The 22,847-nt window shown below is 68.0% G+C and carries 23 protein-coding genes; 8 read left to right on the top strand and 15 right to left on the bottom strand.

Going from position 1 to position 22,847, the window contains the following annotated elements; genetic code table 11:
• Window positions 1-53 precede the first annotated feature (53 nt).
• The gene (locus CDO46_RS01075) at window positions 54-1,460 is read right to left on the bottom strand and encodes an FAD-dependent oxidoreductase (RefSeq protein WP_176400627.1); all 1,407 of its coding nucleotides are present in this window, start codon (window positions 1,458-1,460) and stop codon (window positions 54-56) included.
• 149 nt (window positions 1,461-1,609) lie between these two features.
• On the opposite strand from CDO46_RS01075, the gene CDO46_RS01070 reads away from it, so the two are divergent.
• Window positions 1,610-2,401, top strand: coding sequence for an IclR family transcriptional regulator (locus tag CDO46_RS01070; RefSeq protein WP_087836724.1), 792 nt, complete (start codon window positions 1,610-1,612; stop codon window positions 2,399-2,401).
• Window positions 2,402-2,420: 19 nt separating this feature from the next.
• On the opposite strand, the gene CDO46_RS01065 is transcribed toward CDO46_RS01070, so the two are convergent.
• Window positions 2,421-3,578: an MFS transporter gene (locus CDO46_RS01065; protein ID WP_087836723.1), complete on the bottom strand. Its 1,158-nt coding sequence runs from the start codon at window positions 3,576-3,578 to the stop codon at window positions 2,421-2,423.
• 173 nt (window positions 3,579-3,751) lie between these two features.
• On the opposite strand from CDO46_RS01065, the gene CDO46_RS01060 reads away from it, so the two are divergent.
• The gene (locus CDO46_RS01060) at window positions 3,752-4,378 is read left to right on the top strand and encodes a glutathione S-transferase family protein (protein WP_087836722.1); all 627 of its coding nucleotides are present in this window, start codon (window positions 3,752-3,754) and stop codon (window positions 4,376-4,378) included.
• Window positions 4,379-4,435: 57 nt separating this feature from the next.
• Here CDO46_RS01060 and CDO46_RS01055 read toward each other — a convergent pair whose 3' ends face one another.
• A complete protein-coding gene (locus CDO46_RS01055; protein ID WP_087836721.1) occupies window positions 4,436-5,320 on the bottom strand; it encodes a LysR family transcriptional regulator in 885 nt (294 codons plus the stop codon).
• A gap of 134 nt (window positions 5,321-5,454) precedes the next feature.
• Here CDO46_RS01055 and CDO46_RS01050 point away from each other — a divergent pair, with 134 nt between their 5' ends.
• Entirely contained in the window at window positions 5,455-7,281 is a 1,827-nt protein-coding gene (locus CDO46_RS01050; RefSeq protein WP_087836720.1) for a tannase/feruloyl esterase family alpha/beta hydrolase, read from the top strand.
• A 27-nt stretch (window positions 7,282-7,308) separates the two neighbouring features.
• Here CDO46_RS01050 and CDO46_RS01045 read toward each other — a convergent pair whose 3' ends face one another.
• The 11 genes from CDO46_RS01045 to CDO46_RS00995 form a co-directional block, all read right to left on the bottom strand.
• Window positions 7,309-8,076: an SDR family NAD(P)-dependent oxidoreductase gene (locus CDO46_RS01045; protein ID WP_087836719.1), complete on the bottom strand. Its 768-nt coding sequence runs from the start codon at window positions 8,074-8,076 to the stop codon at window positions 7,309-7,311.
• 11 nt (window positions 8,077-8,087) lie between these two features.
• Window positions 8,088-9,659 carry a class I adenylate-forming enzyme family protein gene (locus tag CDO46_RS01040; RefSeq protein ID WP_176400626.1) on the bottom strand — a complete coding sequence of 524 codons (1,572 nt, stop codon included), beginning with the start codon at window positions 9,657-9,659 and terminating at the stop codon, window positions 8,088-8,090.
• A 7-nt stretch (window positions 9,660-9,666) separates the two neighbouring features.
• On the bottom strand, window positions 9,667-10,140 hold the full coding sequence (locus CDO46_RS01035) for a MaoC family dehydratase (protein ID WP_087836717.1): 474 nt from the start codon (window positions 10,138-10,140) through the stop codon (window positions 9,667-9,669).
• A gap of 73 nt (window positions 10,141-10,213) precedes the next feature.
• The gene (locus CDO46_RS01030) at window positions 10,214-10,702 is read right to left on the bottom strand and encodes a MaoC family dehydratase (protein ID WP_217896281.1); all 489 of its coding nucleotides are present in this window, start codon (window positions 10,700-10,702) and stop codon (window positions 10,214-10,216) included.
• 3 nt (window positions 10,703-10,705) lie between these two features.
• On the bottom strand, window positions 10,706-12,136 hold the full coding sequence (locus CDO46_RS01025) for an aldehyde dehydrogenase family protein (protein WP_217896280.1): 1,431 nt from the start codon (window positions 12,134-12,136) through the stop codon (window positions 10,706-10,708).
• Entirely contained in the window at window positions 12,133-13,116 is a 984-nt protein-coding gene (locus CDO46_RS01020) for a tripartite tricarboxylate transporter substrate binding protein (protein WP_087836715.1), read from the bottom strand. The genes CDO46_RS01025 and CDO46_RS01020 overlap by 4 nt, the downstream gene beginning before the upstream one ends.
• 252 nt (window positions 13,117-13,368) lie before the next feature.
• A complete protein-coding gene (locus CDO46_RS01015; protein WP_087836714.1) occupies window positions 13,369-14,061 on the bottom strand; it encodes an RraA family protein in 693 nt (230 codons plus the stop codon).
• Window positions 14,062-14,067: 6 nt separating this feature from the next.
• On the bottom strand, window positions 14,068-14,859 hold the full coding sequence (locus CDO46_RS01010; RefSeq protein ID WP_087836713.1) for an HpcH/HpaI aldolase/citrate lyase family protein: 792 nt from the start codon (window positions 14,857-14,859) through the stop codon (window positions 14,068-14,070).
• Window positions 14,856-16,598, bottom strand: coding sequence for a thiamine pyrophosphate-dependent enzyme (locus tag CDO46_RS01005; protein ID WP_087836736.1), 1,743 nt, complete (start codon window positions 16,596-16,598; stop codon window positions 14,856-14,858). Before CDO46_RS01005 ends, CDO46_RS01010 begins: the two co-directional genes overlap by 4 nt.
• 14 nt (window positions 16,599-16,612) lie before the next feature.
• Window positions 16,613-17,389, bottom strand: coding sequence for an SDR family oxidoreductase (locus tag CDO46_RS01000; protein WP_087836712.1), 777 nt, complete (start codon window positions 17,387-17,389; stop codon window positions 16,613-16,615).
• Window positions 17,390-17,391: 2 nt separating this feature from the next.
• Window positions 17,392-18,357, bottom strand: a complete 966-nt coding sequence (locus CDO46_RS00995) for a tripartite tricarboxylate transporter substrate binding protein (RefSeq protein ID WP_087836711.1) — start codon at window positions 18,355-18,357, stop codon at window positions 17,392-17,394.
• A gap of 109 nt (window positions 18,358-18,466) precedes the next feature.
• On the opposite strand from CDO46_RS00995, the gene CDO46_RS27840 reads away from it, so the two are divergent.
• From CDO46_RS27840 to CDO46_RS00965, 5 genes are all read left to right on the top strand, one after another.
• The gene (locus CDO46_RS27840) at window positions 18,467-19,432 is read left to right on the top strand and encodes a LysR family transcriptional regulator (RefSeq protein WP_176400625.1); all 966 of its coding nucleotides are present in this window, start codon (window positions 18,467-18,469) and stop codon (window positions 19,430-19,432) included.
• A 70-nt stretch (window positions 19,433-19,502) separates the two neighbouring features.
• A complete protein-coding gene (locus CDO46_RS00980) occupies window positions 19,503-20,048 on the top strand; it encodes an RNA polymerase sigma factor (protein WP_087836735.1) in 546 nt (181 codons plus the stop codon).
• Window positions 20,045-20,635 carry a hypothetical protein gene (locus CDO46_RS00975; protein WP_087836709.1) on the top strand — a complete coding sequence of 197 codons (591 nt, stop codon included), beginning with the start codon at window positions 20,045-20,047 and terminating at the stop codon, window positions 20,633-20,635. Before CDO46_RS00980 ends, CDO46_RS00975 begins: the two co-directional genes overlap by 4 nt.
• A 35-nt stretch (window positions 20,636-20,670) precedes the next feature.
• Window positions 20,671-21,894 carry a sulfite oxidase gene (locus CDO46_RS00970; RefSeq protein WP_087836708.1) on the top strand — a complete coding sequence of 408 codons (1,224 nt, stop codon included), beginning with the start codon at window positions 20,671-20,673 and terminating at the stop codon, window positions 21,892-21,894.
• A gap of 145 nt (window positions 21,895-22,039) precedes the next feature.
• Window positions 22,040-22,285 (top strand): cytochrome c, encoded by a 246-nt coding sequence (locus tag CDO46_RS00965; RefSeq protein ID WP_254914535.1) that lies wholly within the window; start codon window positions 22,040-22,042, stop codon window positions 22,283-22,285.
• A gap of 18 nt (window positions 22,286-22,303) precedes the next feature.
• Here the strand turns inward: CDO46_RS00965 and CDO46_RS00960 are convergent, their stop codons facing one another.
• Window positions 22,304-22,843: an RNA polymerase sigma factor gene (locus CDO46_RS00960; RefSeq protein ID WP_087836706.1), complete on the bottom strand. Its 540-nt coding sequence runs from the start codon at window positions 22,841-22,843 to the stop codon at window positions 22,304-22,306.
• Between the last annotated feature and the right edge of the window lie 4 nt (window positions 22,844-22,847).

Here is a 22,847-nt window from a genome sequence, read left to right as displayed (position 1 = left end):
CGCCCGGCGCCCCCTCGCTTGTCTCCGGAGGGTGGCGCCGGACGGCGCGGCGTTCAATACACGCCGTCGATCACGCCCCCTTGCGCGCGCAGCCTGGCCTGCAGTTCCTTCACCGGCAGGCGGCGCACGTCGGCATCGCCGCGTTCGGCGCACATGGCCGCCGCGGTGCCCACCGCCTGGCCCATGGCCATGCAGGGACCCATGGTGCGGGCCGTGCCCATGCCTTCCCGCGTCGCGGACAGGCAGCGGCCAGCGACCATGACGTTCTTGAGCCCCTTGGGCAGCAGGCAGCCGAAAGGGATGTCATAAGAGCCGCCGTTGGCGATGGGAATGCGTATCTGGGTCGTGCCGGACTGGTGGATGTCGACGTGCTGCGCGCCCTTGGCAACCACGGAGTCCGGCTGCTTGCGGCCCGACACCACGTCTTCCTTGGTCAGCAGGTAGTCGCCCATGACGCGTCGCGTCTCGCGCACGCCCACGCGCGGGGCCAGTCCGGCGAACACCGAGTTCTCGAAGCCGGGCAAGTGGGCCTTGACGAACTCATAGGTCTGCCAGACCTGCTCCATCAGGGTGCCCACGGTGGCGCTGACCGCCGCGGTGTCGGTCCCGTCGATGTTGCCCCCCACCCGGGTGGCGTTGACGCAGACCTCCTTGCGCGCGGCGGAAGTCGGCTGGATCATGATCAACGCGGTGGGCGCCAGGTCGCCACGGCGGATCGCATCGCCCAGGAAAGGCCCCTCGCTCTTGAAGAACACCGATGGCTGGCCCTGTTCGACCAGCAGGTCCAGCAACTGCTCGTCGGTCTTGTCCCCGCGGATGTAGTCGCTCTCGCCCACCGCCATCGAGGCGGGATTCTCGCGCGCGAAGCGCAACAGCGTCGCGCTGTCCACGTTGCCCACCCGGAACATCAGCGACACCGGCTGCAGATCGCCGCTGTCATCGCTCATCTCGAACGGCGCGCCGGCGCGGACAGCCAGGTCGCCGTCGCCCGAGCAGTCCAGGAAATGATCCGCCGTCACCAGCGTGCGGCCGCTCTTGTTGACCACCACGAGGCCGGTGACCACGCCGTCCCGGACCACGACGTCCTCGGCGAAGGAGTTGACCCAGGTAGTCACACCATGCCGGTCGAGGACGCGCATCACGGCGATTTTCATGATCTCGGGATCGACGCACACATAGCAGATCAGGCGATGGTCGTGCACCGGACCGATGAAACCGTCCATGCGCCGGCATTCGTCGAACAACTCGTCGGAAATACCGCCCACCACGTATTCACCGCGGGCATTCAGCACGCCGTCCAGCGACATGCCGCTGAGCAGTTCGCCGCCCAGGATGGGATTGGCCTCGATGATGAGTGTCTTGCGGCCGTTCTTGGCCGCTGCCGCGGCGGCCGCGACGCCGGCGGCGCCTCCGCCCAGCACGACGACGTCGTAGTGCGCCTGTTTGAGTTGCTGCGCCATCTTCCTGTCTCCCTGGATAGCAGGCTGGTGTGGTCCGGTGGAAGAAGCCCAATAATCCATAATATGGAATATATTTGGCCCTCATTACTCGCTTTGAGTCGATCCAGTGTGTTTTATCCAGTAAATCACTGTCAATACGAGTCCATAATATGGAAATCCAATCCAGTTCCACGGGCACGCAAAGCATAGAGCGGACCATCCTGGTCCTGAAGAAAGTGGCCGCCCGCAATACCGCTGGCATCACGCTGGCGGAGGTGGCGCGCGAGACCGGGCTCAAGTCCCCCACCGCCCATCGCATCCTGGCCTGCCTGGTCGAGCAGGGGTTGCTGATGCAGCGCGGGCCCAAGCGCGAGTACTTCCTGGGCATGCTGGCCTACGAACTGGGGCTGGCGGCGAACTGCCACTTCAACCTGCGCGAGCTGTGCGGCCCGGTGCTGAACCGGCTGGCGCGCGCCACCGGCGACACGGTGTTCCTGACCACGCGCAGCGGCACGGACAGCGTAGTGATCGAACGCGCGGAAGGCAGTTATCCGGTCAAGGCCCTGACGCAGATGGTGGGAGAGCGGCGCCCGCTGGGCAGCACGGCGGGCGGACTGGCGCTGCTGGCCGCCATGCCCCAGGCCGAACGCGACGACGTGATGCGCAGGAACCGGCACCGGTTGAACCGCTACGGGAAACTGTCCGAGGCGGTGCTGGACCATATGGTCGAGCGCGCCTGCCAGCTGGGCTACGCGCTGAACGACGGCGACATCCTGCCCGAAGTCACCGGGCTGGGCGTAGTCGTGCCGACGCTACTGGGCAGCCACTATGCCGCGATCAGCATCGTCGCGCTGAACCATCGCCTGCGGGGAGACAGGCGCGAGGAAGTGGTGCAAATGATGAACGCCGAGGCGGCGAAGCTGAGCCAGACGCTGGCCGATGCCGGCGCGGCATTCGCGTAGCAGGCGGGAACCTGCGCATTCATCTGACCGGGCTTTCCGCATAGCTGGCGGCGGGCCGCAGCGCCAGCCGCATGAACAATGCGAAGGCCAGCACATCGAGCACCAGCGCCGCCATGCCCAATGCGGGATAACCGCTGAGCTTGACCAGCGTGCCGCCCAGGATCGGGCCGACCGCGGCGCCGATCATGGTCATGGCGGGAGTCGCCGCCGCCGCCCGGCCCGACGGGTCCAGCGCGGCGAACTGCCCGAACGCGAAGATGTGCGTGAAGACCATTACCGCCACGAATACGGCACCGGCTGCCGCGTACGGCTCGAAGGCCGTGCTCGAGGCCAGCAGCATGGCGAGCACGCCCTGCGCGGTCGCGCCGCACAGCACCACGACGCGCGCATTGATGCGGGCCTGGAACAGCGCCGCGATCACCCCCGGCAGGTTGAACAACCCCACCGCGATCAGCAGGCCATTCAACTGGGAAACGGAAAACCCGCGGTCCGCGCCCATGCGTTCCATGAAGCTGAAAACCATGCCTTGCACGATGGCCATCACGCTGATGCCCCAGATGCCGAACCAGACGCTCGCGGGCAGCTTCGCTGCCTTGCGGGAAACCGCCTGCTGGCCGCCGGCGGCCGCCACGTCAGGGAAGAACAGCCCCGTCACGAGGCTGGCCACCAGCATCACGCCGCCGAACACGCCGAACAGGGCTGGCCCGCCCAACGCCCCGATGAGCTGCGGCGTGGCCGCCATGAAGATCACGCCGAACACGCCCAGCATGGTTTGCATGATTCCGAACAACCGCTGCGGGTTGCCCGTGCGCGCCACGGTGCCATGCGTCACGCTCAGGCCTACGCCATTGGCCAGGCCGCCCGCGAGATGCAATGCCGCCAACGCGCCGAACTGGCTGACCTGGGAGCAGGCGAAGAACGCCAGTGCCGCGGTCCCGAAGGCCGCCGGCGCGATCCAGCGCCCGTTCAGGCCATGGAAACGCGGTGCCAGCCAGGCGCTGGCGAGCACCGCCCCGGCCAGGAACAAGGTCGCCAGGGCTCCCGCCTGCTGGGCATCGAGGCCGTAGCGGGACATCAGCGTGCCCACCCATACCGGCAATGCCACCAGGTCCACCATGCCGGCGCAATGCGCCACCATCAGCGCGCTCCGCGCCGGCCACCGTTGGATGTCGTTCATGTCGTCTCCCAGCCCTATTTGTCGTTGCGGCTAGGATAGAAGGGCTTGGATGGCCCGAAAAACGCATTCTGTTTCTACGAGGTATCAGTTTCGTCCACGCATGCGGGTAAACCCGGCGCCGGCCGCCGGTGGAGGATAATGGTCTGGACCTCCACCAACCGGTATCCGCGCCCATGACCATCGAGTTCCATGCCTGGAACACCCCCAACGGCCGCAAGATCAGCGTGGCCCTGGAAGAAATGGAACTGCCCTACGAGGTGGTACCCGTCGACATCCGCAACGGGCAGCAGTTCGAGGCCTCGTTCCTGCGCATCAGCCCCAACAACAAGATCCCCGCCATCGTCGATCCCGACGGGCCCGGCGGCCAGCCGATCAGCGTGTTCGAGTCCGGGGCCATCCTGTTCTATCTCGCGCGCAAGACCGGCAAGTTCCTGCCGGCCGACCTGCGGGCGCAGACAGTGGTCATGGAGTGGCTGATGTGGCAGATGGGCGGCTTCGGGCCCATTCCTGGCCAGGTGCATCACTTCAGGGCGGTGGCCGACGAAACCGACCGCCGCTACGGCCTGCAGCGATTCAGCGCCGAGACGCACCGGCTCTATGGCGTGCTGGATGCCCGCCTGGCCTCCAATGACCATGTGGCCGGCGAATTGTCCATCGCGGACTTCGCGATCCTGGGCTGGGCCTGGCGGCACGAACGCCACCAGGTCGACCTGGCGGCCTACCCCAACGTGGCGCGCTGGTATGCGGCGCTGATGGAGCGGCCCGCGGTGCAGCGCGGATTCGCCAGGAAGCTGGACTGACGGTCGGCCCCGCCGCGCGGACAATCTCCCAGGGAACGTAGCCGCCCACGCGGCATGTCATTCCAGGAAAAGCTCCGCGATCAACGAGCGCAACCATCGGTTTGCCGGGTCATGATGGAAGCGTTCGTGCCAATGCTGCTTGATCGCAAAGACCGGCAATGGAAACGGCGGTGCGATGAGTTTCACCGCCGCGATCCCGGCCAGGGTCTGGGCGACCCGGGCCGGCACGGTCGCGATCAGATCCGTGTGGGCAAGAAGATTGCCGAGGCCCGGCAACGTGTGAAGCGACAACACGACACTGTGATCCACCCCGATCCGTTTCAGTTCGCGCTCGACCAGCTCATGACCGGTTCCCGGCGCGGTAATGGACACGTGGCGTTCGCGCTTGAATAGCTGCCGAGTCATCTTCCCCTGCAGCCTCGGGTGATTCTTTCGCGCCACGCACGCAAACCCTTCGTCGAACAGCTTCTGCTGGTAGAACCCGGCTTCCAGCGCCGGCATGTAGCCGACGGCCAGATCCGACTCGCCCGATTCCAGGCGGGATGCCGTATCCGGGCCGATGCGCAGCACTTCGACGTGGATCCGGGGCGCGATGGTCTCCACACGCCGGACCAGGCGCGGGAGAAATTCCAGATGGCTTATATCGGTCATGCTGACGCGGAAGTGCCGCTTCGACGTCAAAGGGTCGAACACGACACGCTGTTGAGTGACGCTGCGCAGTAGCTCAAGAGCATGCTGCAAGGGAACGCGCAGTTCCATGGCATGCGGCGTAGGCATCATTCCCTCGGACGTTCTTACGAACAAGGAGTCGTTGAACTGGCGCCGAAGGCGGGCGAGCGCAAGGCTTACCGACGTCTGCGGAATTTCCAGGTTCTCGGCGGCCCGCGACACGCTGCGTGTCTTGTAGACCTCGTCGAAAACGCAGAGCAGTCGCATGTCCATTATTTCGTTTTCCGCTGAAGATTATCAAAGCCATTAAATAGACTAAATTTTCCAGCTTGCTTAATCTTCCTGCAATCGCTCGCCTTTCAGACACTGGATCGGCCGGCGCAATACCATCAGAACAGGAGACAGGCATGGACTTCAAGAGCCTCCAGCCATCGTGGCGGATGCTCCGTCGCGGGGCGGGCTGCCTCGCCATATCGGCCGGCATCGCCGGTTGTGGCGGCGGGGATGGAAACGACGTTGCGCGGGAAGACCCGGCGGCACCCCTCGCGTGCGACGATTCGCTGCGCACGGGATTTCGTCCCGACGACCAGACCACCGTGCTGATGGTCCGTCAGTTCCGGCAAGGCGATCCGCTACTGCTCTCGGGTACGCCAACCGCGAGCACGCCTGTCGCCACCGCTGACGTGTGCATGGTCAAGCTTAATGTCGGCCCCGGCAATGCCGGCCCGAAGGACGCTCCGTCGACCTCGGCTGGCATTGGCATCGAGGTATGGCTGCCTGGCGCCGCCCGCTGGAACCATCGCATCCACCTGAAGGGCGGCGGCGGCTGGGCGGGCGGAGTCCACGGGGATACGACCCAGTTGGCGGGTACCGGCACGGATGGAGCCGGAGGCGGCAACCCGGCAACCGTCGCCCAGCAGGAAGGAGCCGTCTCGGCTTCCACCGACACCGGCCATGCAAATACCGCCAATTTCGGCTCGTTCGCGATGAACCCGGATGGCAGTCTGAACCTGGCGCTCCTGAATGACTTTTCGGAACGCAGCATTTTCCAGCTGGTCACCAAGACCAAGGCTCTCGCAAAGGCCTACTACGGCAAAGCAGCGGCGCACACTTATTGGAACGGCTTCTCCACAGGCGGCCGCCAAGGCATGAAGGCGGCCCAGAAATTCCCCGAACAATTCGACGGCATTCTGGCCGGCGCGCCAGCCATCAACTGGAGCCGGTTCAGTACCAGCCACCTGCATCCTCAGGTCGTATTCGAACGCGACCTCGGCGGTCACCGATTCACAGCGGAGCAGGAGCAGTTGGTGTCGACGGCTGCCGTGGCAGCGTGCGACATGGTGGGCGGCACGCACCTTGGCTACGTGCCTGACCCGGCATCGTGCCGGTATGATCCGACCACCGACCCGTCGGTACTGTGCGCGGCGGATGGCGGCGCGAACGCCAGCGCGGCCTGCATCACCCGCGAGCAAGCGGTCGCATTCAACAAGATCTGGTATGGCCAGACCGACGACGGCACCGCCCCTTCACCGGAAGCGGACAACGGCTGGAGCGTATCCCTGGCAGCCGGACAGCGCTGGTACGGACCTCCGCGCGGTTCGAGCCTGGCCAACTTCCTGCGCGGGCCTACGCCGAACAGTGCGTCGCAAGTGGCGCTGCAACTGGAGAACGGCGCCTACGCTCCTGCCAGCTTCATCAACGCGAGAGGCGACGGACGTGATCTGTGGAGGACCTTCACCCACGACTGGCTGGCATACGCCTATGATCGCGGCCTCGCGCTGCAGGAACAGTTCGCATTCATCAACACCGACACGCCCGACCTCTCGGCGCTGCGCGACCATGGGACCAAGCTCCTGATGTATCACGGATTGGCGGACTCCCTGATCAAGCCGGGCGGATCGATGCACTACTACAACCGGGTGATGCGGGCCATGGGAGGGTACGACGCGATCCAGGGTTTCTACCGTTTCTATCTCGTGCCGGGAATGTTCCATGGCTTCGTCAACGGCAGTCCCAATGCCGACGCTGCCCCGCCGCTGCCCACCAATGATCAGCTATACAGGGCCCTGACGGATTGGGTCGAGAAAGGCATTGCGCCGGCGCGGCTGGAAATATCGAGCAAGGCATCGGCCGAGGGTTCGCCACCCAAGACCTGGCCTCTCTGCCTGTACCCGCAGCAGGCCCGCTACGTCAGCGGCAATCCGCTCGTGGCGAGCAGCTACAACTGCTCCTGACTCGCCTCGTGACGCGGGGCACGGCCGCTACACCACCAGCCGCCCCCCCGCGTCCAGCTGCACCAGTTCCCCGGTCAGCGCGGCCGGGCCATGCACCAGCCACCAGACGGCCTCGGCGATCTCGTCCGGGGTCTGCACCGACTTGAGCGGGTTCTTGGCGATCAGCGCCGCCCGCACGGCCTCGTAGCGCTCGCGCCCCATGCCGTTGATCAGCCAGTCGCCTTCGATGAACCCGGGCAGCAGCGCGTTGACGCGGACCTCGGGCGCCAGCACGCGGGCGAACGAGAACGTCATGGCGTTGAGCGCGCTCTTGGACGCGGCGTAGGCCATGCTGGACCCGGTGCCGCGCAATCCGCCCACCGACGAGATGTTCACCACCGAGGCATTGCCCGTACGCCGCAGCAGTGCGGCCATGGCCCGCGTGACGACGTAGACGCCCGATACGTTGACCGCGAACACCCGCTGGAAGTCCTCGAACGACAGGCCGTCCAGATTCTTGTGGTCGTTGAAGGTGGTCACGGCCGCGTTGTTGACCAGCGCGTCCAGTCGCCCCCAGCGCTGCTCGATGTCGCGCGCCATGGCGCGGCAGGCGTCGTCGCTGGTCACGTCGGCGCGGGCCACGAGCACGTCGGCCGCGCCCAGCGAGCGGCACTCGGCCGCCACCTCCTGCGCCGCCGCCTCGTCCCGCGAGTAGTTGACGACGACGCGCCAGCCCTGCTTGGCGAAGAATTTGATGGTGGCCGACCCCGCGCCGTTGCGGCCGGTCGCGCCGGTCACCAGGCAGACTTGTTCCATGCTTGCCCCTTTCATGTCCAGTAAGGCTGGCGCAGCTCACGCTTGAGCAGCTTGCCCAGCGCCGAACGCGGCAGTTCGCTTCGATATTCCACGGCGGCCAGCCGCTGGGTGCGCCCGACCTGGCCGTTCACCCACGACCGCAGCGCCTCCGGGTCCAGCGTGCTGCCCGGCTTGAGCACGACCAGCGCCAGCGGCGTCTCGCCCCATTGCTCGCTGGGAATGCCGATGACCGCCACGTCGGCCACCTCGGGATGGGCGGCGGCCACCGATTCCAGGTCGGTCGCGTAGATGTTGAACCCGCCGGAGATGATCAGGTCCTTCTTCCTATCGAGCAGGATCAGGAATCCCTCGTCGTCGAAGCGGCCGATGTCGCCGCTGCGGTGAAAGGCGATGCCCGAGTCGTCGCGCCAGTAGAAGGCCTCGGTGGCCTGCGGCTGCTTGTAGTAGCCGGCCATCATGTACGGCGACCAGCCGACGATCTCGCCGACCTCGCCCTGCGCGAGCACCCGGCCGTCGTCGTCGACGATGCGCATGTCGTGGTCCGGCGCCGGACGGCCGACCGTGCCGAGCTTGTCCGGAAACTCATGGGCGTCGAGCACGCAGCTGCATCCGCCCTCGGTCATGCCATAGATCTCGCGCAGCCCGCCCGGCCACCGGGCCAGGATCTGCGACTTGACCCTGGCGTCGAGCGGCGCGCCGGTACATTGCTTGAGCACGAAGGACGACAGGTCCGTGCGCGCGAAGTCCTCGTGCGCCAGCAGTCGCTGGTACTGCACGGGGACCAGCATGGTGTGGGTGACCCGGTGCGCGGCGCACAGCCGCAGGTACTCGGCGGCGTCGAACTTGCGCATCAGGACCGTCGACCCGCCATTGGCCACCGTGGCCAGCATGGGCTGCAACGTGGTGTTCGAATACAGCGGCGTCGACAGCAGCATGACGCTGTCCGGCCCCAGTCCGAAGCTGCGCCGGTTGGCCTGCCGCGACCGCATTCCATGGAGGTGCAGGATGCCCTTGGGCTTGCCGGTGGTGCCCGAACTGTAGATCAGGTTGAAGGCCTGGTCGGCCCGGTGGTCCACGGCGGGCGGCTGGCCGCCGCGCGCCAGCCAGTCGTCCCACCCCAGCCAGCCCGGCGCCTGGAAATCCAGCGCAACCAGGCGATGGGGCAAGGCCGCGGCCAATTCCGCCTCGACCGCCTTCAGGCTTTCACGCGCGTCGGCATCGGCCACCAGCACCGTGGCGTCCGAATCGCCCAGCATGCCCATCAGCGTCGCCGCCGTCGCCGACGTGGCCAGCGGCACCACGCAGCCGCCGGCCCGTACCACGCCAAAGAACGCCTGGATGGCGCGCAGCCCCGGCGAAGCCAGCAGGGCGACCTTGCCATCGGGTCCGACGCCCAGGGCCGCGCAGGCGGCCGCGACGCGTTCCGTCGCGCGGGCCAGTCCGGCCCAGTCGAGCGTGTCGCCGCCGCAGCGGAAGGCGGGCGCGCCGGGCCGCTCGCTCGCGTGGCGGGCGATCAGGGAAGGAAAGTCGACGAAAGGCTGCCGGGCCTGCCGCGCCATGATGTCGTGCACGTTCTGGGTCATGGCGGCGTCACTCGTCATAGACCAGCATCAGGAACTCGGCGACCAGCGCCGGGCGCTCCTTGCCTTCGATCTCGATGGTGCAGTCCGACACCACGCGCGTGGCGCCTTCCTGCCCGCCCCCCTCGCCGCGCTCGACCGCCTTGATGCGCTGGCGCAGGCGGATGCGGTCGCCGACCTGGACCGGGTTGACGAAGCGGATCCGGTTGGTGCCGTAGTTCAGGCCGCGGCCCCGGTGCGTGATCGCATAGACCGAGCGGACCAGATAAGGAATGAAGGACAAGGTCATGAAACCATGCGCGATGGTCTTGCCATCCGGCATCTCGCGCCGAGCGCGCTCGACGTCCACGTGCAGCCAATGATCGTCGCCCGAGATGCGGGCGAAATCGTCGATGCGCGACTGATCGATGGCCAGCCATTCGCTGACCCCTATTTCCTTGCCTATCCACGCCTTCAGATCGGCGGGACGGTCGAGAACCACCATGACGACTCCCTTGAAAAATGCCCTCACGCTTGCCGCTCCGCGGCGCTGCCCCCAAAGGGGCTTTTTCAAACTGTCAGGCCTGCGCGCGCGCCGGCACCCTGCCGAGCGACACCAGCGACATCACGGCATCGCCGTCCTGGTTGCGCACCGTGACGCGCGTGCGGATCATGCCCATGCCGGGGCGCGACTTCGACCGCACGGTCTCGATGACCTCGCGCTCGACCACCAGCGTGTCGCCGGCCTTCACGGGTTTCGTCCAGCGCAATTCGTCCAGGCCCATGCCCACCATGGGGGTCTTGCCATAGCCGCCCGCCTGCAGGAATACGCGCATCGACAGCGCGGCGATCTGCCAGCCGCTCGCGATCAGCGTGCCGAAAGGGCCTGCGCGCGCGGCTTCCGGGTCCATGTGCATGGGTTGGGGATCATTGGCGCGGGCGAAGGCGATGATCTCTTCCTCGGTGATCACCGTGGGCTCGCTAATCCAGCGCTCTCCCACCTGGAAATCCTCGAAACAGCGGGCCTCCCCGCCGTTCGCGGCGGAATGCATTGCAGCAGTCGTCATGAATCAGTTTCCGTAGCCGAGTATGGCCTTCACCTCGAGATATTCCTCGAATCCGAAGACCCCGAATTCGCGTCCGTTGCCGGACTGCTTGTAGCCGCCAAAGGGCAGGCTGCGATCGAATGGCGCGCCGTTCAGATAGACGCGGCCGGCACGGATCGCGTTGGCCACGCGCCGGGCCCGCTCCAGGTCCGGCGACTGCACGAACCCCGCCAGCCCGAACGGCGTATCGTTGGCGATGGCGATGGCCTGGTCCTCGTCGTCGTAGCTCATGATGGACAGCACGGGGCCGAAGATCTCCTCGCGCGCGATCCGCATGTCGGGCGTCACGTCGCCGAACACCGTGGGCCGCACGTAGTAGCCGCGCTCGAGGCCGGGCGGACGCCCGGCGCCCCCGGCCACCAGGGTGGCGCCCTCGTCCACGCCCGACTGGATCAATTGCTGGACCTTGTCGAACTGCGCCTGGCTGACCAGGGGTCCCATCGTGGAAGCCGGGTCCATCGGATCGCCCAGGCGTATCGCCGCCACCGCGTCGCGTGCCGCCGCGAACACCTCGTCGCGCCGATCGCGCGGGACCAGCATGCGGGTGGGCGACTGGCAGTTCTGGCCGGCGTTCGTGTTGCACGCATGCACGCCCGCGACCACCGCGGCACGGATGTCGGCGTCGGGCAGGATGATGTTGGCGGACTTGCCGCCCAGTTCCTGCGCCACGCGCTTGACGGTATCGGCCGCCAGCTTGGCGACTCTCACCCCCGCCCCCGTGGACCCGGTGAACGACACCATGTCGATCGCGGGATGGGCGGCGATCGCCTCGCCCACGGTCGGTCCGTCGCCGTTGACCAGGTTGAAGACACCCGGCGGCAGGCCCGCCTCGTGCACGATCTGGGCGAACAACAGCGAACTGAGCGGCGCGATCTCGCTGGGCTTGAGGACGACGGTGCATCCGGTGGCCAGCGCCGGCGCGACCTTGGAGGCTACCTGGTTGAGCGGCCAGTTCCACGGCGTGATCAGTCCGCAGACGCCGATGGGCTCGCGCCGGACGATGCCGCTGCCCATGCGCTCCTCGAACGGGTAGCCGGCCAGTACGCGCAGCGCCTCTTCGAAGTGGAACAGCGCAACGGTGGCCTGGCGTTCGGTGGAGAACGTGATGGGCGCCCCCATCTCCATCGTCATCGCCTGCGCCAGCTCCGGCAGCCGCGCGCGAAAGCCCGCGACGATCCGTTCCAGCCACCCCAGGCGCTCCTGCACGCTGGTCGCGGCATAGGCCGGAAACGCCCGCCGGGCAGCGCGCACGGCCCGCTCCACGTCTTCGGGCGACCCCAGGCTGATGCGCGCGAAGCTTTCCTCTGTCGCCGGGTTCACGACTTCCAGGTTTCTCGGCGCCACCGGATCCACCCAGGCGCCGTCGATATAGAACTGCAGCGTGTTCATGGTCATTCGATCGAGATCCGTGCCGACTTGACGACTTCCTGCCACTTCGTCGCCTCGTTCCTCATCAGCTCGCGCAATTGTTCGGGCGTGCCCGACAGCGGCACCATGCCCAGCGAGTTCAGCTTGGCCTTGCCTTCCGGCGACGCCGTGTACTTGTTGATCTCGGCGTTCAGCGACGAGACGATGGACTTGGGCAGGCCGGCGGGCCCGACCATGGCGCTCCATACCGTGGCTTCCAGCTTGACGCCCTGCTCGTTGGCCGTGGGCACGTCGGGCAGGCCCGGGAACCGCGTCTTGGACATCACCGCCAGCGCCCTGAGCTTGTTGGCCTGGATATTGGGAATCAGTGACGTGACCGGTGCCACGACCGCCGAGACCGAGCCGCTCATCGCATCCACCATGGCCGGCGAATCGCCCTTGTACGGCACCGGCTGGAGCTTCGCCCCGGTCTGGATGCTCAGGTACTCGGTGGCCAGGTGGCCGATGGTGCCGTTGCCCGGATTGGAAACCGTCACCGCATTGGCGGACGACTTGCTCAAGGCGACGAACTCGGCCAGGGTAGTGGCCTTCACCGCCGGGTTGACCGCGATCACGACGGGGATCTCGCCGACCAGCGCGATCGGCGTCAGGTCCTTCTCGGCGTCGAACGGCATGGGGTGGTACAGCGACTTGTTGTTGGCCAACGGACCGGACGTGCCGATGCCGAGGGTATAGCCGTCCGGCGCGGACTTGGCCACCGCATCGACGCCGATGTTGCCGCCGGCGCCCGCGCGGTTCTCGGCCACGAACTGCTGGCCGTAGTGCGCGCTCAGGCTTTGCGCCACCTGCCGTCCGACCAGGTCGGAACTGCCGCCGGCGGCGAAGGGCATGATCACGCGGACGGGCTTGCTGGGCCAGGATTCCTCCGCCTGCGCGGCGGCGCTCTGCAGGGCTAGTAGCAGCGCGGCCAGCGTGGCGCATGCGCGGGGGGATGCGTAAGGTTTCATCGTCGTCTCCGTGTGCTGTGTTCAGCGTATCGAGAAGCCCGCGGGAAGCGGGCTCCGCTTTTTTTTCGATGAATGCAGGCGAGGCGCGCCCGACACGTCGGAGGCACGTCGCTGGAGACGGGGAATACCCTGGCTGGTATCGCGGGGCGCGGCAGGCGTTCAGGCCGTCTCGCCAAAGAGGATGCACCCCGGCGTCCCGCGCCATCAAGGCGAGTTTTGAGAGTTTTCGGCCAGTGAAAAGTTTGAGCGGGCTCAGTTTTCCAGTGGCCCATGCAAGGCCGTGTACTCCGCGGTCGCTTCCTTGAAGGCGCGGGAAAACGAGAGCCCTTCCCGGACCAGACGGCCCGCGATCCGGTCACGGCCGGCGATCCAGTCCGCCATGGCCGCCACCTGAGCGAGCCGGCGCGCCGGCACGCAGGCGATCCCGCTTGCATCGCCGACCAGCACGTCCATGGGCTGGACGGAAACGCCATCGATGACGATGGGACCGTTGACCCGTTCGATGCGGACCCGGGTGCGGCCGGTGACGGCCACCCCATGGCGTACGTGGATGGGAATGCCGGCTTCCCCCAGCTCGTCCACGTCGCGCATGCCGCCGTCGACCACCCAGGCGGCGACGCCGCGCCGCGCGCTGGCCAGCGCCGCGATGCCCCCCGCCAGCGAGACGCGCGCGCCGCCCGCGTCGATCGCGATCACCTGCCCCGCGCCGGCCTGGTCCGCATACTGCGCGATGTCGAAATCGCCCGGGTCGTAAGTGCCGAGCGGCCCCGTCGAAGCCTGCACGGTGAAGGCCGGCCCCGCGAACGATCCGCCGGGGCGGATGGCCGGCAGCCCGGTGATGGTGCCGGTGGCGCCCAGCATGTCCAGTACCGCGCACACGGTGCTGGCGCCGGCGGACCGGAGCCGTTCGTGGATGTCGTGCATGATGGTTTGCTCCTCGGCCATGGCCGTTCAGCCCAGGGTTTCCAGCGACGCGCGCACCTTGGCGGACTGCGCGCGGGCGGCGCCCAGCAGGTAGCCGAGGTCGCTGCCGACCACGAAGAACCGGGCTCGCGCCTGGGTGACGTAGCGCCGGATGAACTCGGGGTCGTAGCACCCGCCCACGCCCAGCACCTTGCCATGGGCCGCGCAGGCGCGCGATACCCGCTCGATGGCCTGCGCGACGGCCGGCGCGCCCACCTCGCCCGGGATGCCCATCTCGGCCGACAGGTCCTGCGTGCCCACGTGAAGGATGTCTATGCCCGGCACGGCCGCGATCTCCTCGCAGCGCTCGATGGCCTCGGGCGTCTCCAGCATGACGGCGATCAGCGTTTCGCGGTTCACGAAGTCCATCAGCTCGCGAGGGTCGTGGCTGGCGAACTCGACGTGCGGCAGGCCATAGGCCATGGAGCGGTGGCCCGCCGGCGCATAGCGGCAGATGTCGACGATGTGCCGCGCCTCGTCGGCGTTCTCCACGTGGGGAAACACCAGGCCTTGCGCGCCGCTGTCCAGCGCGTGGATGGCGTGGACGCGCTCGAGGTTGGGCGTGCGCACGATGGGCGCGATACCCGAACCCAGGGCGGCCTGGCAGATCTGGCTCACGACGTCGGCCGGCACGGGGGTGTGTTCCGTGTCGATGAACAGGAAATCGTAGCCCGCGGTCTTCATGATCCGCGCGATGTCCACGGTGCGGGCCTGGCGCACCGCGACGCCCAGGACGGTCTGCGAAGCGGCGAGTTTCTTGACGAGAGGATTGGGAATCATGCTGGCGTTCCTGGAACCTGGGGTTGGGAAGAATGCTGGCGCGCCGCGGCGAGCGCGCGATCGCGGACGGCTGACAGCCGGCTTTGGGCGCTGAGGTGTTCGATCTCGGTGGGCAGCTCGATCAGGCTCGGCACGCCCGCGTCCAGCGCCCGCCGCAGCGCCGGCGCGAAGTCCTCGTGGCGCGTGACCCGCTCGGCGGACAATCCGAAGGAGCGGGCCAGCGCCACGAAATCGGGGTTGCCGATGTCGGTCGCGTAGACCCGCCCGGGAAAGCGCCGCTCCTGGTGGGCGCGGATCGTGCCGTACGAGCCGTTGGCCACCACCACGACGACGATGGCGGCGTTGTAGCGGACGGCCGTCTCCAGTTCCTGCACGTTCATCAGGAAGCAGCCGTCGCCCGCCAGGCACACGACCTGTCGCCGCGGCTCGTGGATCTTGGCCGCGATGGCCGCGGGCAGGCCGTAGCCCATGGCGCCGTTCAGCGGCGCGAGCTGGCCGCGGAAATGCTTGTAGCGGTAGTGCCGGTGCAGCCAGGTGGTGTAGTTGCCCGCGCCGTTGGTCACGATGGCATCGGGTGCGAGTTCCTGGTCCAGGGTGGCCACGACCTGGGCCATGTCGACGGTGCCACCTTCCCGCGTGGGCGCGAGGAAGCGCAGATAATCGGACCGGGCCGCGCGCGTCCAGTCCTGCCATGAAGGATCCGCCGCGAGCGACGGCTGGCGGGCCGCCAGCGCCGCACGCAGGAAAGCCTCCGGCGTCGCGGGCACGAGGACGTCGGCCTGGTAGACGCGGCCCAGCTCATCGACGTCGGCATGCACATGGATCATCCGCTGGCGCGGCCGAGGCACGTCGACCAGCCGATAGCCGCCGGTCAAGGCTTCCGACAACCGGCCGCCCAGCACCAGCAGCAGGTCGCTGTCGCGCACGCGGGCCGCCAGCGCCGGATTGGTCGACAGCCCCAGGTCGCCGGCATAGCTGTCGTGGCGATTGTCCAGGTAGTCCTGGCAGCGGAACTCGGCCACGACCGGCAGCCGCAGGGTTCGCGCGAAGTCGGCCAGGGCTTCGGACGCCTGCGCGCTCCACCCGCCGCCGCCCACGACCAGCAGTGGCTTGCGGGCGCGCGCCAGTTCGCCATGCACCTGGGCCAGCGCGGCCGCCGTCGGTTCGATGCCGAGCCGCGACCACGCGCGCGACGGCGCGACGGGAGCGGGGGTTCGCGCTTCCAGCACATCCTCCGGCAGCGCCAGCACGACCGGACCGGGCCGGCCGCCGGCCGCGACCTGGAAGGCGCGAGCGACGATCTCGGGCAGCCGGGCCGGATCATCCACCTCGGCCACCCATTTCGCCATGCCGCCGAACATGGCGCGGTAATCGACCTCCTGGAAGGCACCGCGGCCCATGTGCCCGCGCGCGACCTGCCCGACGAACAGCACCAGCGGCGTCTCGTCCTCGTGCGCGGTATGCACGGCGATGCTGGCATGCGTGGCGCCAGGCCCGCGCGTGACGAAGCACACGCCCGGCTTGCCGGTCAGCTTGCCGTAGGCCTCGGCCATGTTGGCGGCCGCCGCCTCGTGGCGGCACACGATCAGGCGCAGCCGCCCGCGCTGTTCGAACAGGGCATCCAGCGCATCCAGGTAGCTTTCGCCCGGCACGCAGAAGGCCAGGTCCACCCGCTGCTCGATCAGGCAACGCACCAGCAGCTCGCCGCCGCTCGGCGATGCCGCCGCGGAGTCGTTCATCGTTTCCATCTCCATCAGATATAGGTCCCACCGTCGATGACGTGCCTGCGCCCCGTCACATAGCCTGCCTGCGCGCCGCACAGGAATGCGCAATAGGCGCCGAGCTCCTGTGGCCGGCCCGCTCGCCGCACGGGAATCGAGGCCACGCGGCGTGCGCGCAGCTCGTCCGCGCCGATTCCCAGATTGGCGGCCTCGGCCGCCAGGTTGTCGCGCAGCCTTTGTGTCTCGATGCTGTGCGGCAGCAGATGGTTCACCGTCACGCCGTACGGCGCGACCTCGCGCGCCAGCAGGTCGCAGAAGGCGATGAGCGCCGCGCGGGGCGACACCGACAGCGCGAATCCGGAGCGCGGACTCAGCACCGCGGCGGAAGAGATGTTGACGATGCGGCCGAAGCCCCGCGCACGCATCCCGTCCACACAAGCGCCGATCAATGCCCTGGGACCATGGAAGAGGCCGTTCATCGCCGATTCCCACAGCGCGCCGTCGATGCCGGTCGCGTCATGCCGTACCGGCGGCCCGCCGCCATTGGTGACGAGGATGTCCGGAACGCCGGTGCGGCTCGGCAGCTCGCCGCATACCCGTGGATCCGACAGATCGGCGACGACGGTCGTCACCGCCGCCCTGGCGCCGGTGCCGGCGATGTGCCGCGCCGCGGCGTCCAGCCGGGCCGGGTCCCTTCCGACGATGACCACCTCCACGCCCTCGCCGGCCAGCGCCTGCGCGCAGGCCAGCCCGAGGCCGCTGCTGGCCGCGCACACCAGGGCACGGCGTCCTTGCAGACCGAGATCCATGCCTATTCCACCTTCAGGTTGGCATCGCGGACGATCTGCAGGTACTTGGCCTGCTCCCGCTCCACGAACGCGCGGGTCTCGTCCGGCGACGCCGGAACGGGCACCGCGCCCACCTCCAGCAGCCGCTTGCGTACGGGCTCGGAAGCCAGGATACGGGCCGATTCCGCGGCCAGGCGCTTGACGATGGGGCGCGGCGTACCGTTGAGCACCGCGATGGTGTTCCACACGCCCACGTCATAGTCGGCATATCCGGACTCCGCGATGGTCGGCAGGTCCGGCAGCGCGGGCAGGCGCTGGGGCGTCGATACGGCCAGCGCCCGCAGTTTCCCGGAATGGATGTACGGCAGGGTCGTCGTCACGGGATCGATCATGAAATCGAGCTGCCCCGCGATCAGGTCCGTGATCGATTGCGAACTGCCCCGATAGGGCACGTGCACGGCCCGGAAACCGGCCCGCGAGGCGAAAATCTCGACCGCCAGGTGCGGCGCGGAACCGATGCCCGACGAACCGTAGGACAGCTTGCCCGGATGCTTTTTCGCATGGTCCACGAGTTCGGCCACCGTGCGTATCGGCGACTTCGCGTTCACCACCAGCAGTTGCGGCACGGTGGTCAGCATGGTCACGTAGTCCAGGTCGCCCGGCGCATAGCGCAGGTTCGGCAGCAGCGCGGGGTTGAGGGCCTGGGTGCCTATCGTCGCCAGCATCAGGGTGTAGCCGTCCGGCGCCGCCTGCTTGACCGCATCCATGGCGACCGCGCCGGCCGCGCCCGTCTTGTTCTCCACCACCACCGTCTGCCCCAGCCCCTTGCCCAGTTCGCCGGCGTAGATCCGCGCCACCAGATCGGTGACGCCGCCGGCCGAGAACGGGACGACCAGGCGCAAGGGCCTGTCCGGGTAGTCCTGGGCCTGTGCGGCATGGTTGAACACGGCCAATGCGCCAAGCATGACGAGTACCCGGATGAAGGCCATGGCATGTCTCCTGTGCTTTGTGTTGTGGCTCCCACTCTACTGGGCCGCGAGCCGCCATGGCATGCAAATTCGTATACTTGTTATTCACTATCGAATAAAGGCGCCGGCCATGAAATTCGGTGAACTCCAGAACGCCGACTTCACGTCGCTGCACTTCTTCGTGCTGGCCGCGCAGGCGGGATCGCTCTCGCGCGGCGCGCTCAGCGCCGGAGTCAGCCAGCCGACGTTCAGCCGCCACGTCCTGAAACTGGAACGGGAGATGCATGCCCGCCTGTTCGAGCGCGTGGGCCGGGGCGTGACGCTGACGGCGGCGGGGCGGCGCCTTTACGAAGCCGTGCTGCCGGGCTTCGAGCAGTTGCTGAACGGACGCCGGCTTGCCATGGCGGAAGTCGAGGATGCCGGCCTGCGCCAGGTCACCATGGGCCTGCCGCCATCCATCGCCAACATCCTGGGCCCACGGCTCCTGAGCACTGTAAGGACGACGCTGCCGACCCTGCGCATGCACGTCGTCGAAGGCTTCCATCGCGCCCTGGTCGACTCCCTGCACCGGGGACACCTGGACTTCGCGCTGCTCTATACGATGATCCCGATCGCGGGCCTGCATGCCGACCCGCTGATGGACGAAGAGCTATGCCTGGTCATGACGCCCGCTCGAGCCCGCAACAAGAAATCCGTCAGCTTCTCGCAGTTGGGGGATTTCCCCCTGTCCCTGCCCAGCCGCCCCCACGGCTTGCGCGAGTTGCTGGAAGACCAGGCGGCGGTGCACCGGGTGCGCCTGGACGTGCGCCACGAGTTCGACACTTCGCTCACGCTGACCAAGCAGATGCCGATGACGGATCTGGCCTGCACGGTGCTGCCCTTCTCCGGCGTGCACGACGAGGTCGAGACAGGCCGGCTCGCGGCGCTGCCCATCCGCAAGCCCGACCTGTCGCGCCGGCTCGTCATCGCCTATGCGAACAACCGCTCCATGACGACCGGACTGTGGCAATTCCTGCGGATGCTGCGGACGCAGTGCGAGGCGCTGGTGGCCGATGGCGTCTGGAAGGGAGCCCGCATCGTGATGCCGGGGGCGTGATGTCTCGTCAGGGAATACCCTTACCCTCGCCGGAGGGAATGAAACCCCGCCCGGCGCGCTCTTGTACGACATGATCTCTTCCGCCGAGTCGCGCTACAACCAATGGGTGCGCGAACACTATCGTTTCCTGCTGCGCAGCGCCTGGGCCCTGACCGGCTCCCGGGCGATCGCCGAGGACGTGGTGCAGGACTGCTTCACCAGCGCCTGGCGCTTTCGCCACCAGTTGCGCGATCCGGCCATGGCGCGCGCCTGGCTGTTCCAGATCATGCGGCGCCATGCCTTCCGCAATCTCGATCCGGCCCAGACGAGCCTGCAAGGGGACGGCCGGGTCGAGGAAGAAGCCGACCCCCGCGCCCATGCGCTGGACGAGCAACTTGACGTGGTCAAGGCCCTGTCCCGCATCGCCCCCATCCACCGCGAAGTGCTGGTGCTGTACTACTTCGACGACATGCCCACGGCCCTGATGGCCGAGGCGCTGGACATCGCGCCCGGCACCGTGCTGTCGCGCCTGGCGCGCGCCCGCGATGCCTTGAAGGCCGCCCTGCAAGCTCCCCCGCGCCCTGCCGCGCCGGACACGGCGGCCAGTGTCATACCGCTGCGAAAACAAACCCCATGAATTGCGACGACAGCCTCCAAGACACGGAATTCGACCTGCGCGCCCGCGCCGAGCTGGCCCTGGCGTTCGAACCGGGCGATCCGCCCGCGCACCTCCTGCGCCACACGCCCTGGCACGCGCGGCGCGGCCTGCGCGGCATGCTGGCAGCCGTGCTGGTCGCCGGCTCGGCGGCCGGCGCCGTCTTCGCCATGCGCCCGCCCGAACTGGTGCGCTCGGCCATCGAGCACGAATACTACGAGCGCACGCTGCGCGGCAGCTTCCTGCCCGCCACGGAAATGGCGCGCCACCTGGACCTCCCGCCGCAGCAGGCGCTGCCCGGCTACATCCAGTTGATGCGCCCCTGCGACATCGGCCGGGAACGCGCCTACCACCTGACCACCTTCTTCGAGAAAGGCGGCATCGTCACCGTGCTGTCCTTCGAGCAGTTCCAGCAGATTCCCGACGGCGAGGGCTGGTGGGCCAACACCTACTGGAAAGTCGTGCGCTCGCACGAAGGCCGCCCGCTGATACTCATCGCCCAGAAGAAACAGGCCCTGTCCGTGGCCTCGCGCGCGCTGGGGCAACCCGAAACCGCCCCCGCGTCCTGATTTCCCGTTCTCATCCACAACAACAAGGAGAGACCATGCAAGACACCACCCCCACCTCCCTGCCCCGCCGCCGCCTGCTCGCGGGCGGCGCCACCGTGGCCGCGACCGCCGGACTGGCGGGCCTGCACGGCCAGGCCCTGGCCCAGGCCGCCGCCGCCCCCGCGGCGGCCAAACCCCTGCCCGGCTACGCCGGCTGGAAGAACGCCGACGCGGTCGTCGTGCACAGCAGCACCACCATCGAAACCAAGCGCAGCGCCTTCGGCACCAGCGTGGTCACGCCCACCAACCAGCTGTACGTACGCAACAACCTGCCCACGCCCTCCGAATCCATCGTGGCCGACCGCGACGCCTGGCAACTGCAGGTCGCCGGCGTCAAGCAGCCCAGGACCCTGAGCCTGCGCGAGCTCAAGACCCTGGGGCTGGAGACCGTCACCATGGTGCTGCAATGCTCGGGCAACGGCCGCGGCTTCTTCCCCAGCAAGCCCAGCGGCACTCCTTGGACGGTCGGCGCCGCCGGCTGCGTGACCTGGAGCGGCGTGCCCGTGCGCGACGTCGTCCAGGCCCTGGGCGGCCTGATCGACGGCGTGCCCTACATGACCGGCACCGGCGGCGAAGTGCTGCCGGCCGGCATCGACCCCAAGACCGTCATCGTCGAACGCTCCGTTCCCGTCGCCGCCATGCAGGACGCCATCCTGGCCTGGGAACTGAACGGCGAGCCCATCCCCCTGGCCCACGGCGGCCCGTTGCGCCTGATCGTGCCCGGCTACACCGGCGTCAACAACATCAAGTACATCAAGCAGCTCGCCTTCACCCCCAAGGAAAGCGACGCCCGCATCATGTCGCACGGCTACCGCATCACGCCCCCGGGCGGCAAGGGCGACCCCAGCCAGCCCTCGGTGCAGGAGATGAGCGTCAAGTCCTGGATCAACAGCCCCGTTCCCGAGGACGGCACCCAGGCGGCCGGCACCGTGCAGATCCACGGCGTGGCCTTCGGCGGTCTGCATGGCATCAAGGGCGTGGAAGTCTCGCTGGACGGCGGCAAGACCTGGCGCGCCGCACGCCTGGTGGGCCCCGACATGGGCAAGTACGCCTGGCGCCAGTTCGTGCTGCAGGCCACCCTGCCCAAGGGCAAGCACGTGCTGGCCAGCCGCGCCACCGACGACCAGGGCAACGTCCAGCCCGAAACGCGCGGTGAAAACCAGAGCGGCTACAACAACACCAGTTGGGCCGATCACGCCGTCACCATCACCGTCGCCTAGGCGGCGGTACGCCCCGGGGCACTCCCCGGGGCATGTCTCTCCTCAAGCCAACACTCTAGACATGAAGAACGTCCTTACCTTCTGTACGCTGGCCTTCTCGGCCCTGGCCGCCACCACGGCGCATGCCGCCGACGACGCCGCGCAAATGGCGCGCGGCAAGAAACTGTTCACCACCGCCACCCCGGCCTGCGCCGTGTGCCACACCCTCAAGGATGCCGGTGCCGAAGGCACCATCGGCCCCGTGCTGGACGAATTGCAACCCGACGCTCCCCGCGTTGCCCGCGCGCTGCGCGACGGCATCGGCAGCATGCCGTCGTTCAAGGCCACCATGAGCGACGCGGATATCGAGGCGCTGGCGCTGTATGTGAGCAAGGCCAGCCGGGGCAAGTAATTCCCCCGCGGGGGTGAACTATTCGAGGATGGACAGAGCGGAGTCCGTCCCCTTGCGGCCGCAGTAGGCGCTGCAGTGGGCCAAGGCCTCGTGCAGCGCCGTATCGACGGTCCTGATGGAAACCCCCAGCCAATCCGCCACGTCGCGCCGGCTGCGCTGCTCGACGCGCACGGCGATCAGGACCGCGCGCTGGCGGCGCGAGAGTCCCTCCAGGGCGCGATCCAGCCGTGCAAGCTCGGAGCGGGCCTCGACGGCCGCCTGCGGTCCCCGGCCGGCATCGGCCAGTCCGAGGGCGTCGATGTCCGGATCGTCCAGGGACACCGACGGACGCTGCGATCGCAGGTGGTCGGTGGCCGTATGGCACAGCATCCGCCATACGTAGGCGTCGGCATTCGCCACGTCGGCTTCGACGGGCCGCGACAGCTTGAGCCACACGTCGTGCAGACAGTCGGCGGCCAGGTCCACGCATCCCAGGCGGCGGGCCAGGCGTTGGCGCAGCCTGGCGTAGTTTCCGACCAGGTGCGCGCGAGTGGATGCGGCGATGCTAATCGTATCCATGACG

This window comes from Pigmentiphaga sp. NML030171 (assembly GCF_002188635.1).
In the GTDB taxonomy this organism is placed as follows: domain Bacteria; phylum Pseudomonadota; class Gammaproteobacteria; order Burkholderiales; family Burkholderiaceae_B; genus Pigmentiphaga; species Pigmentiphaga daeguensis.
This window is presented reverse-complemented; position numbering and strand designations above follow the sequence as displayed.

Excerpts from the sequence above, each read along its gene's own strand:
- CDO46_RS01040 (WP_176400626.1), bottom strand. The coding sequence starts at position 9,659 with ATGACCCAGAACGTGCACGACATCATGGCGCGGCAGGCCCGGCAGCCT.
- CDO46_RS01020 (WP_087836715.1), bottom strand. The coding sequence starts at position 13,116 with ATGAAACCTTACGCATCCCCCCGCGCATGCGCCACGCTGGCCGCGCTG.
- CDO46_RS01070 (WP_087836724.1), top strand. The coding sequence starts at position 1,610 with ATGGAAATCCAATCCAGTTCCACGGGCACGCAAAGCATAGAGCGGACC.
- CDO46_RS00970 (WP_087836708.1), top strand. The coding sequence starts at position 20,671 with ATGCAAGACACCACCCCCACCTCCCTGCCCCGCCGCCGCCTGCTCGCG.
- CDO46_RS00995 (WP_087836711.1), bottom strand. The coding sequence starts at position 18,357 with ATGGCCTTCATCCGGGTACTCGTCATGCTTGGCGCATTGGCCGTGTTC.
- CDO46_RS00965 (WP_254914535.1), top strand. The coding sequence starts at position 22,040 with ATGGCGCGCGGCAAGAAACTGTTCACCACCGCCACCCCGGCCTGCGCC.
- CDO46_RS01010 (WP_087836713.1), bottom strand. The coding sequence starts at position 14,859 with ATGATTCCCAATCCTCTCGTCAAGAAACTCGCCGCTTCGCAGACCGTC.
- CDO46_RS00980 (WP_087836735.1), top strand. The coding sequence starts at position 19,503 with ATGATCTCTTCCGCCGAGTCGCGCTACAACCAATGGGTGCGCGAACAC.
- CDO46_RS27840 (WP_176400625.1), top strand. The coding sequence starts at position 18,467 with ATGAAATTCGGTGAACTCCAGAACGCCGACTTCACGTCGCTGCACTTC.
- CDO46_RS00960 (WP_087836706.1), bottom strand. The coding sequence starts at position 22,843 with ATGGATACGATTAGCATCGCCGCATCCACTCGCGCGCACCTGGTCGGA.
- CDO46_RS01055 (WP_087836721.1), bottom strand. The coding sequence starts at position 5,320 with ATGGACATGCGACTGCTCTGCGTTTTCGACGAGGTCTACAAGACACGC.
- CDO46_RS01065 (WP_087836723.1), bottom strand. The coding sequence starts at position 3,578 with ATGAACGACATCCAACGGTGGCCGGCGCGGAGCGCGCTGATGGTGGCG.
- CDO46_RS01045 (WP_087836719.1), bottom strand. The coding sequence starts at position 8,076 with ATGGAACAAGTCTGCCTGGTGACCGGCGCGACCGGCCGCAACGGCGCG.
- CDO46_RS01005 (WP_087836736.1), bottom strand. The coding sequence starts at position 16,598 with ATGAACGACTCCGCGGCGGCATCGCCGAGCGGCGGCGAGCTGCTGGTG.
- CDO46_RS01060 (WP_087836722.1), top strand. The coding sequence starts at position 3,752 with ATGACCATCGAGTTCCATGCCTGGAACACCCCCAACGGCCGCAAGATC.
- CDO46_RS01025 (WP_217896280.1), bottom strand. The coding sequence starts at position 12,136 with ATGACCATGAACACGCTGCAGTTCTATATCGACGGCGCCTGGGTGGAT.
- CDO46_RS01050 (WP_087836720.1), top strand. The coding sequence starts at position 5,455 with ATGGACTTCAAGAGCCTCCAGCCATCGTGGCGGATGCTCCGTCGCGGG.
- CDO46_RS01030 (WP_217896281.1), bottom strand. The coding sequence starts at position 10,702 with ATGACGACTGCTGCAATGCATTCCGCCGCGAACGGCGGGGAGGCCCGC.
- CDO46_RS01015 (WP_087836714.1), bottom strand. The coding sequence starts at position 14,061 with ATGGCCGAGGAGCAAACCATCATGCACGACATCCACGAACGGCTCCGG.
- CDO46_RS01035 (WP_087836717.1), bottom strand. The coding sequence starts at position 10,140 with ATGGTGGTTCTCGACCGTCCCGCCGATCTGAAGGCGTGGATAGGCAAG.
- CDO46_RS01075 (WP_176400627.1), bottom strand. The coding sequence starts at position 1,460 with ATGGCGCAGCAACTCAAACAGGCGCACTACGACGTCGTCGTGCTGGGC.
- CDO46_RS00975 (WP_087836709.1), top strand. The coding sequence starts at position 20,045 with ATGAATTGCGACGACAGCCTCCAAGACACGGAATTCGACCTGCGCGCC.
- CDO46_RS01000 (WP_087836712.1), bottom strand. The coding sequence starts at position 17,389 with ATGGATCTCGGTCTGCAAGGACGCCGTGCCCTGGTGTGCGCGGCCAGC.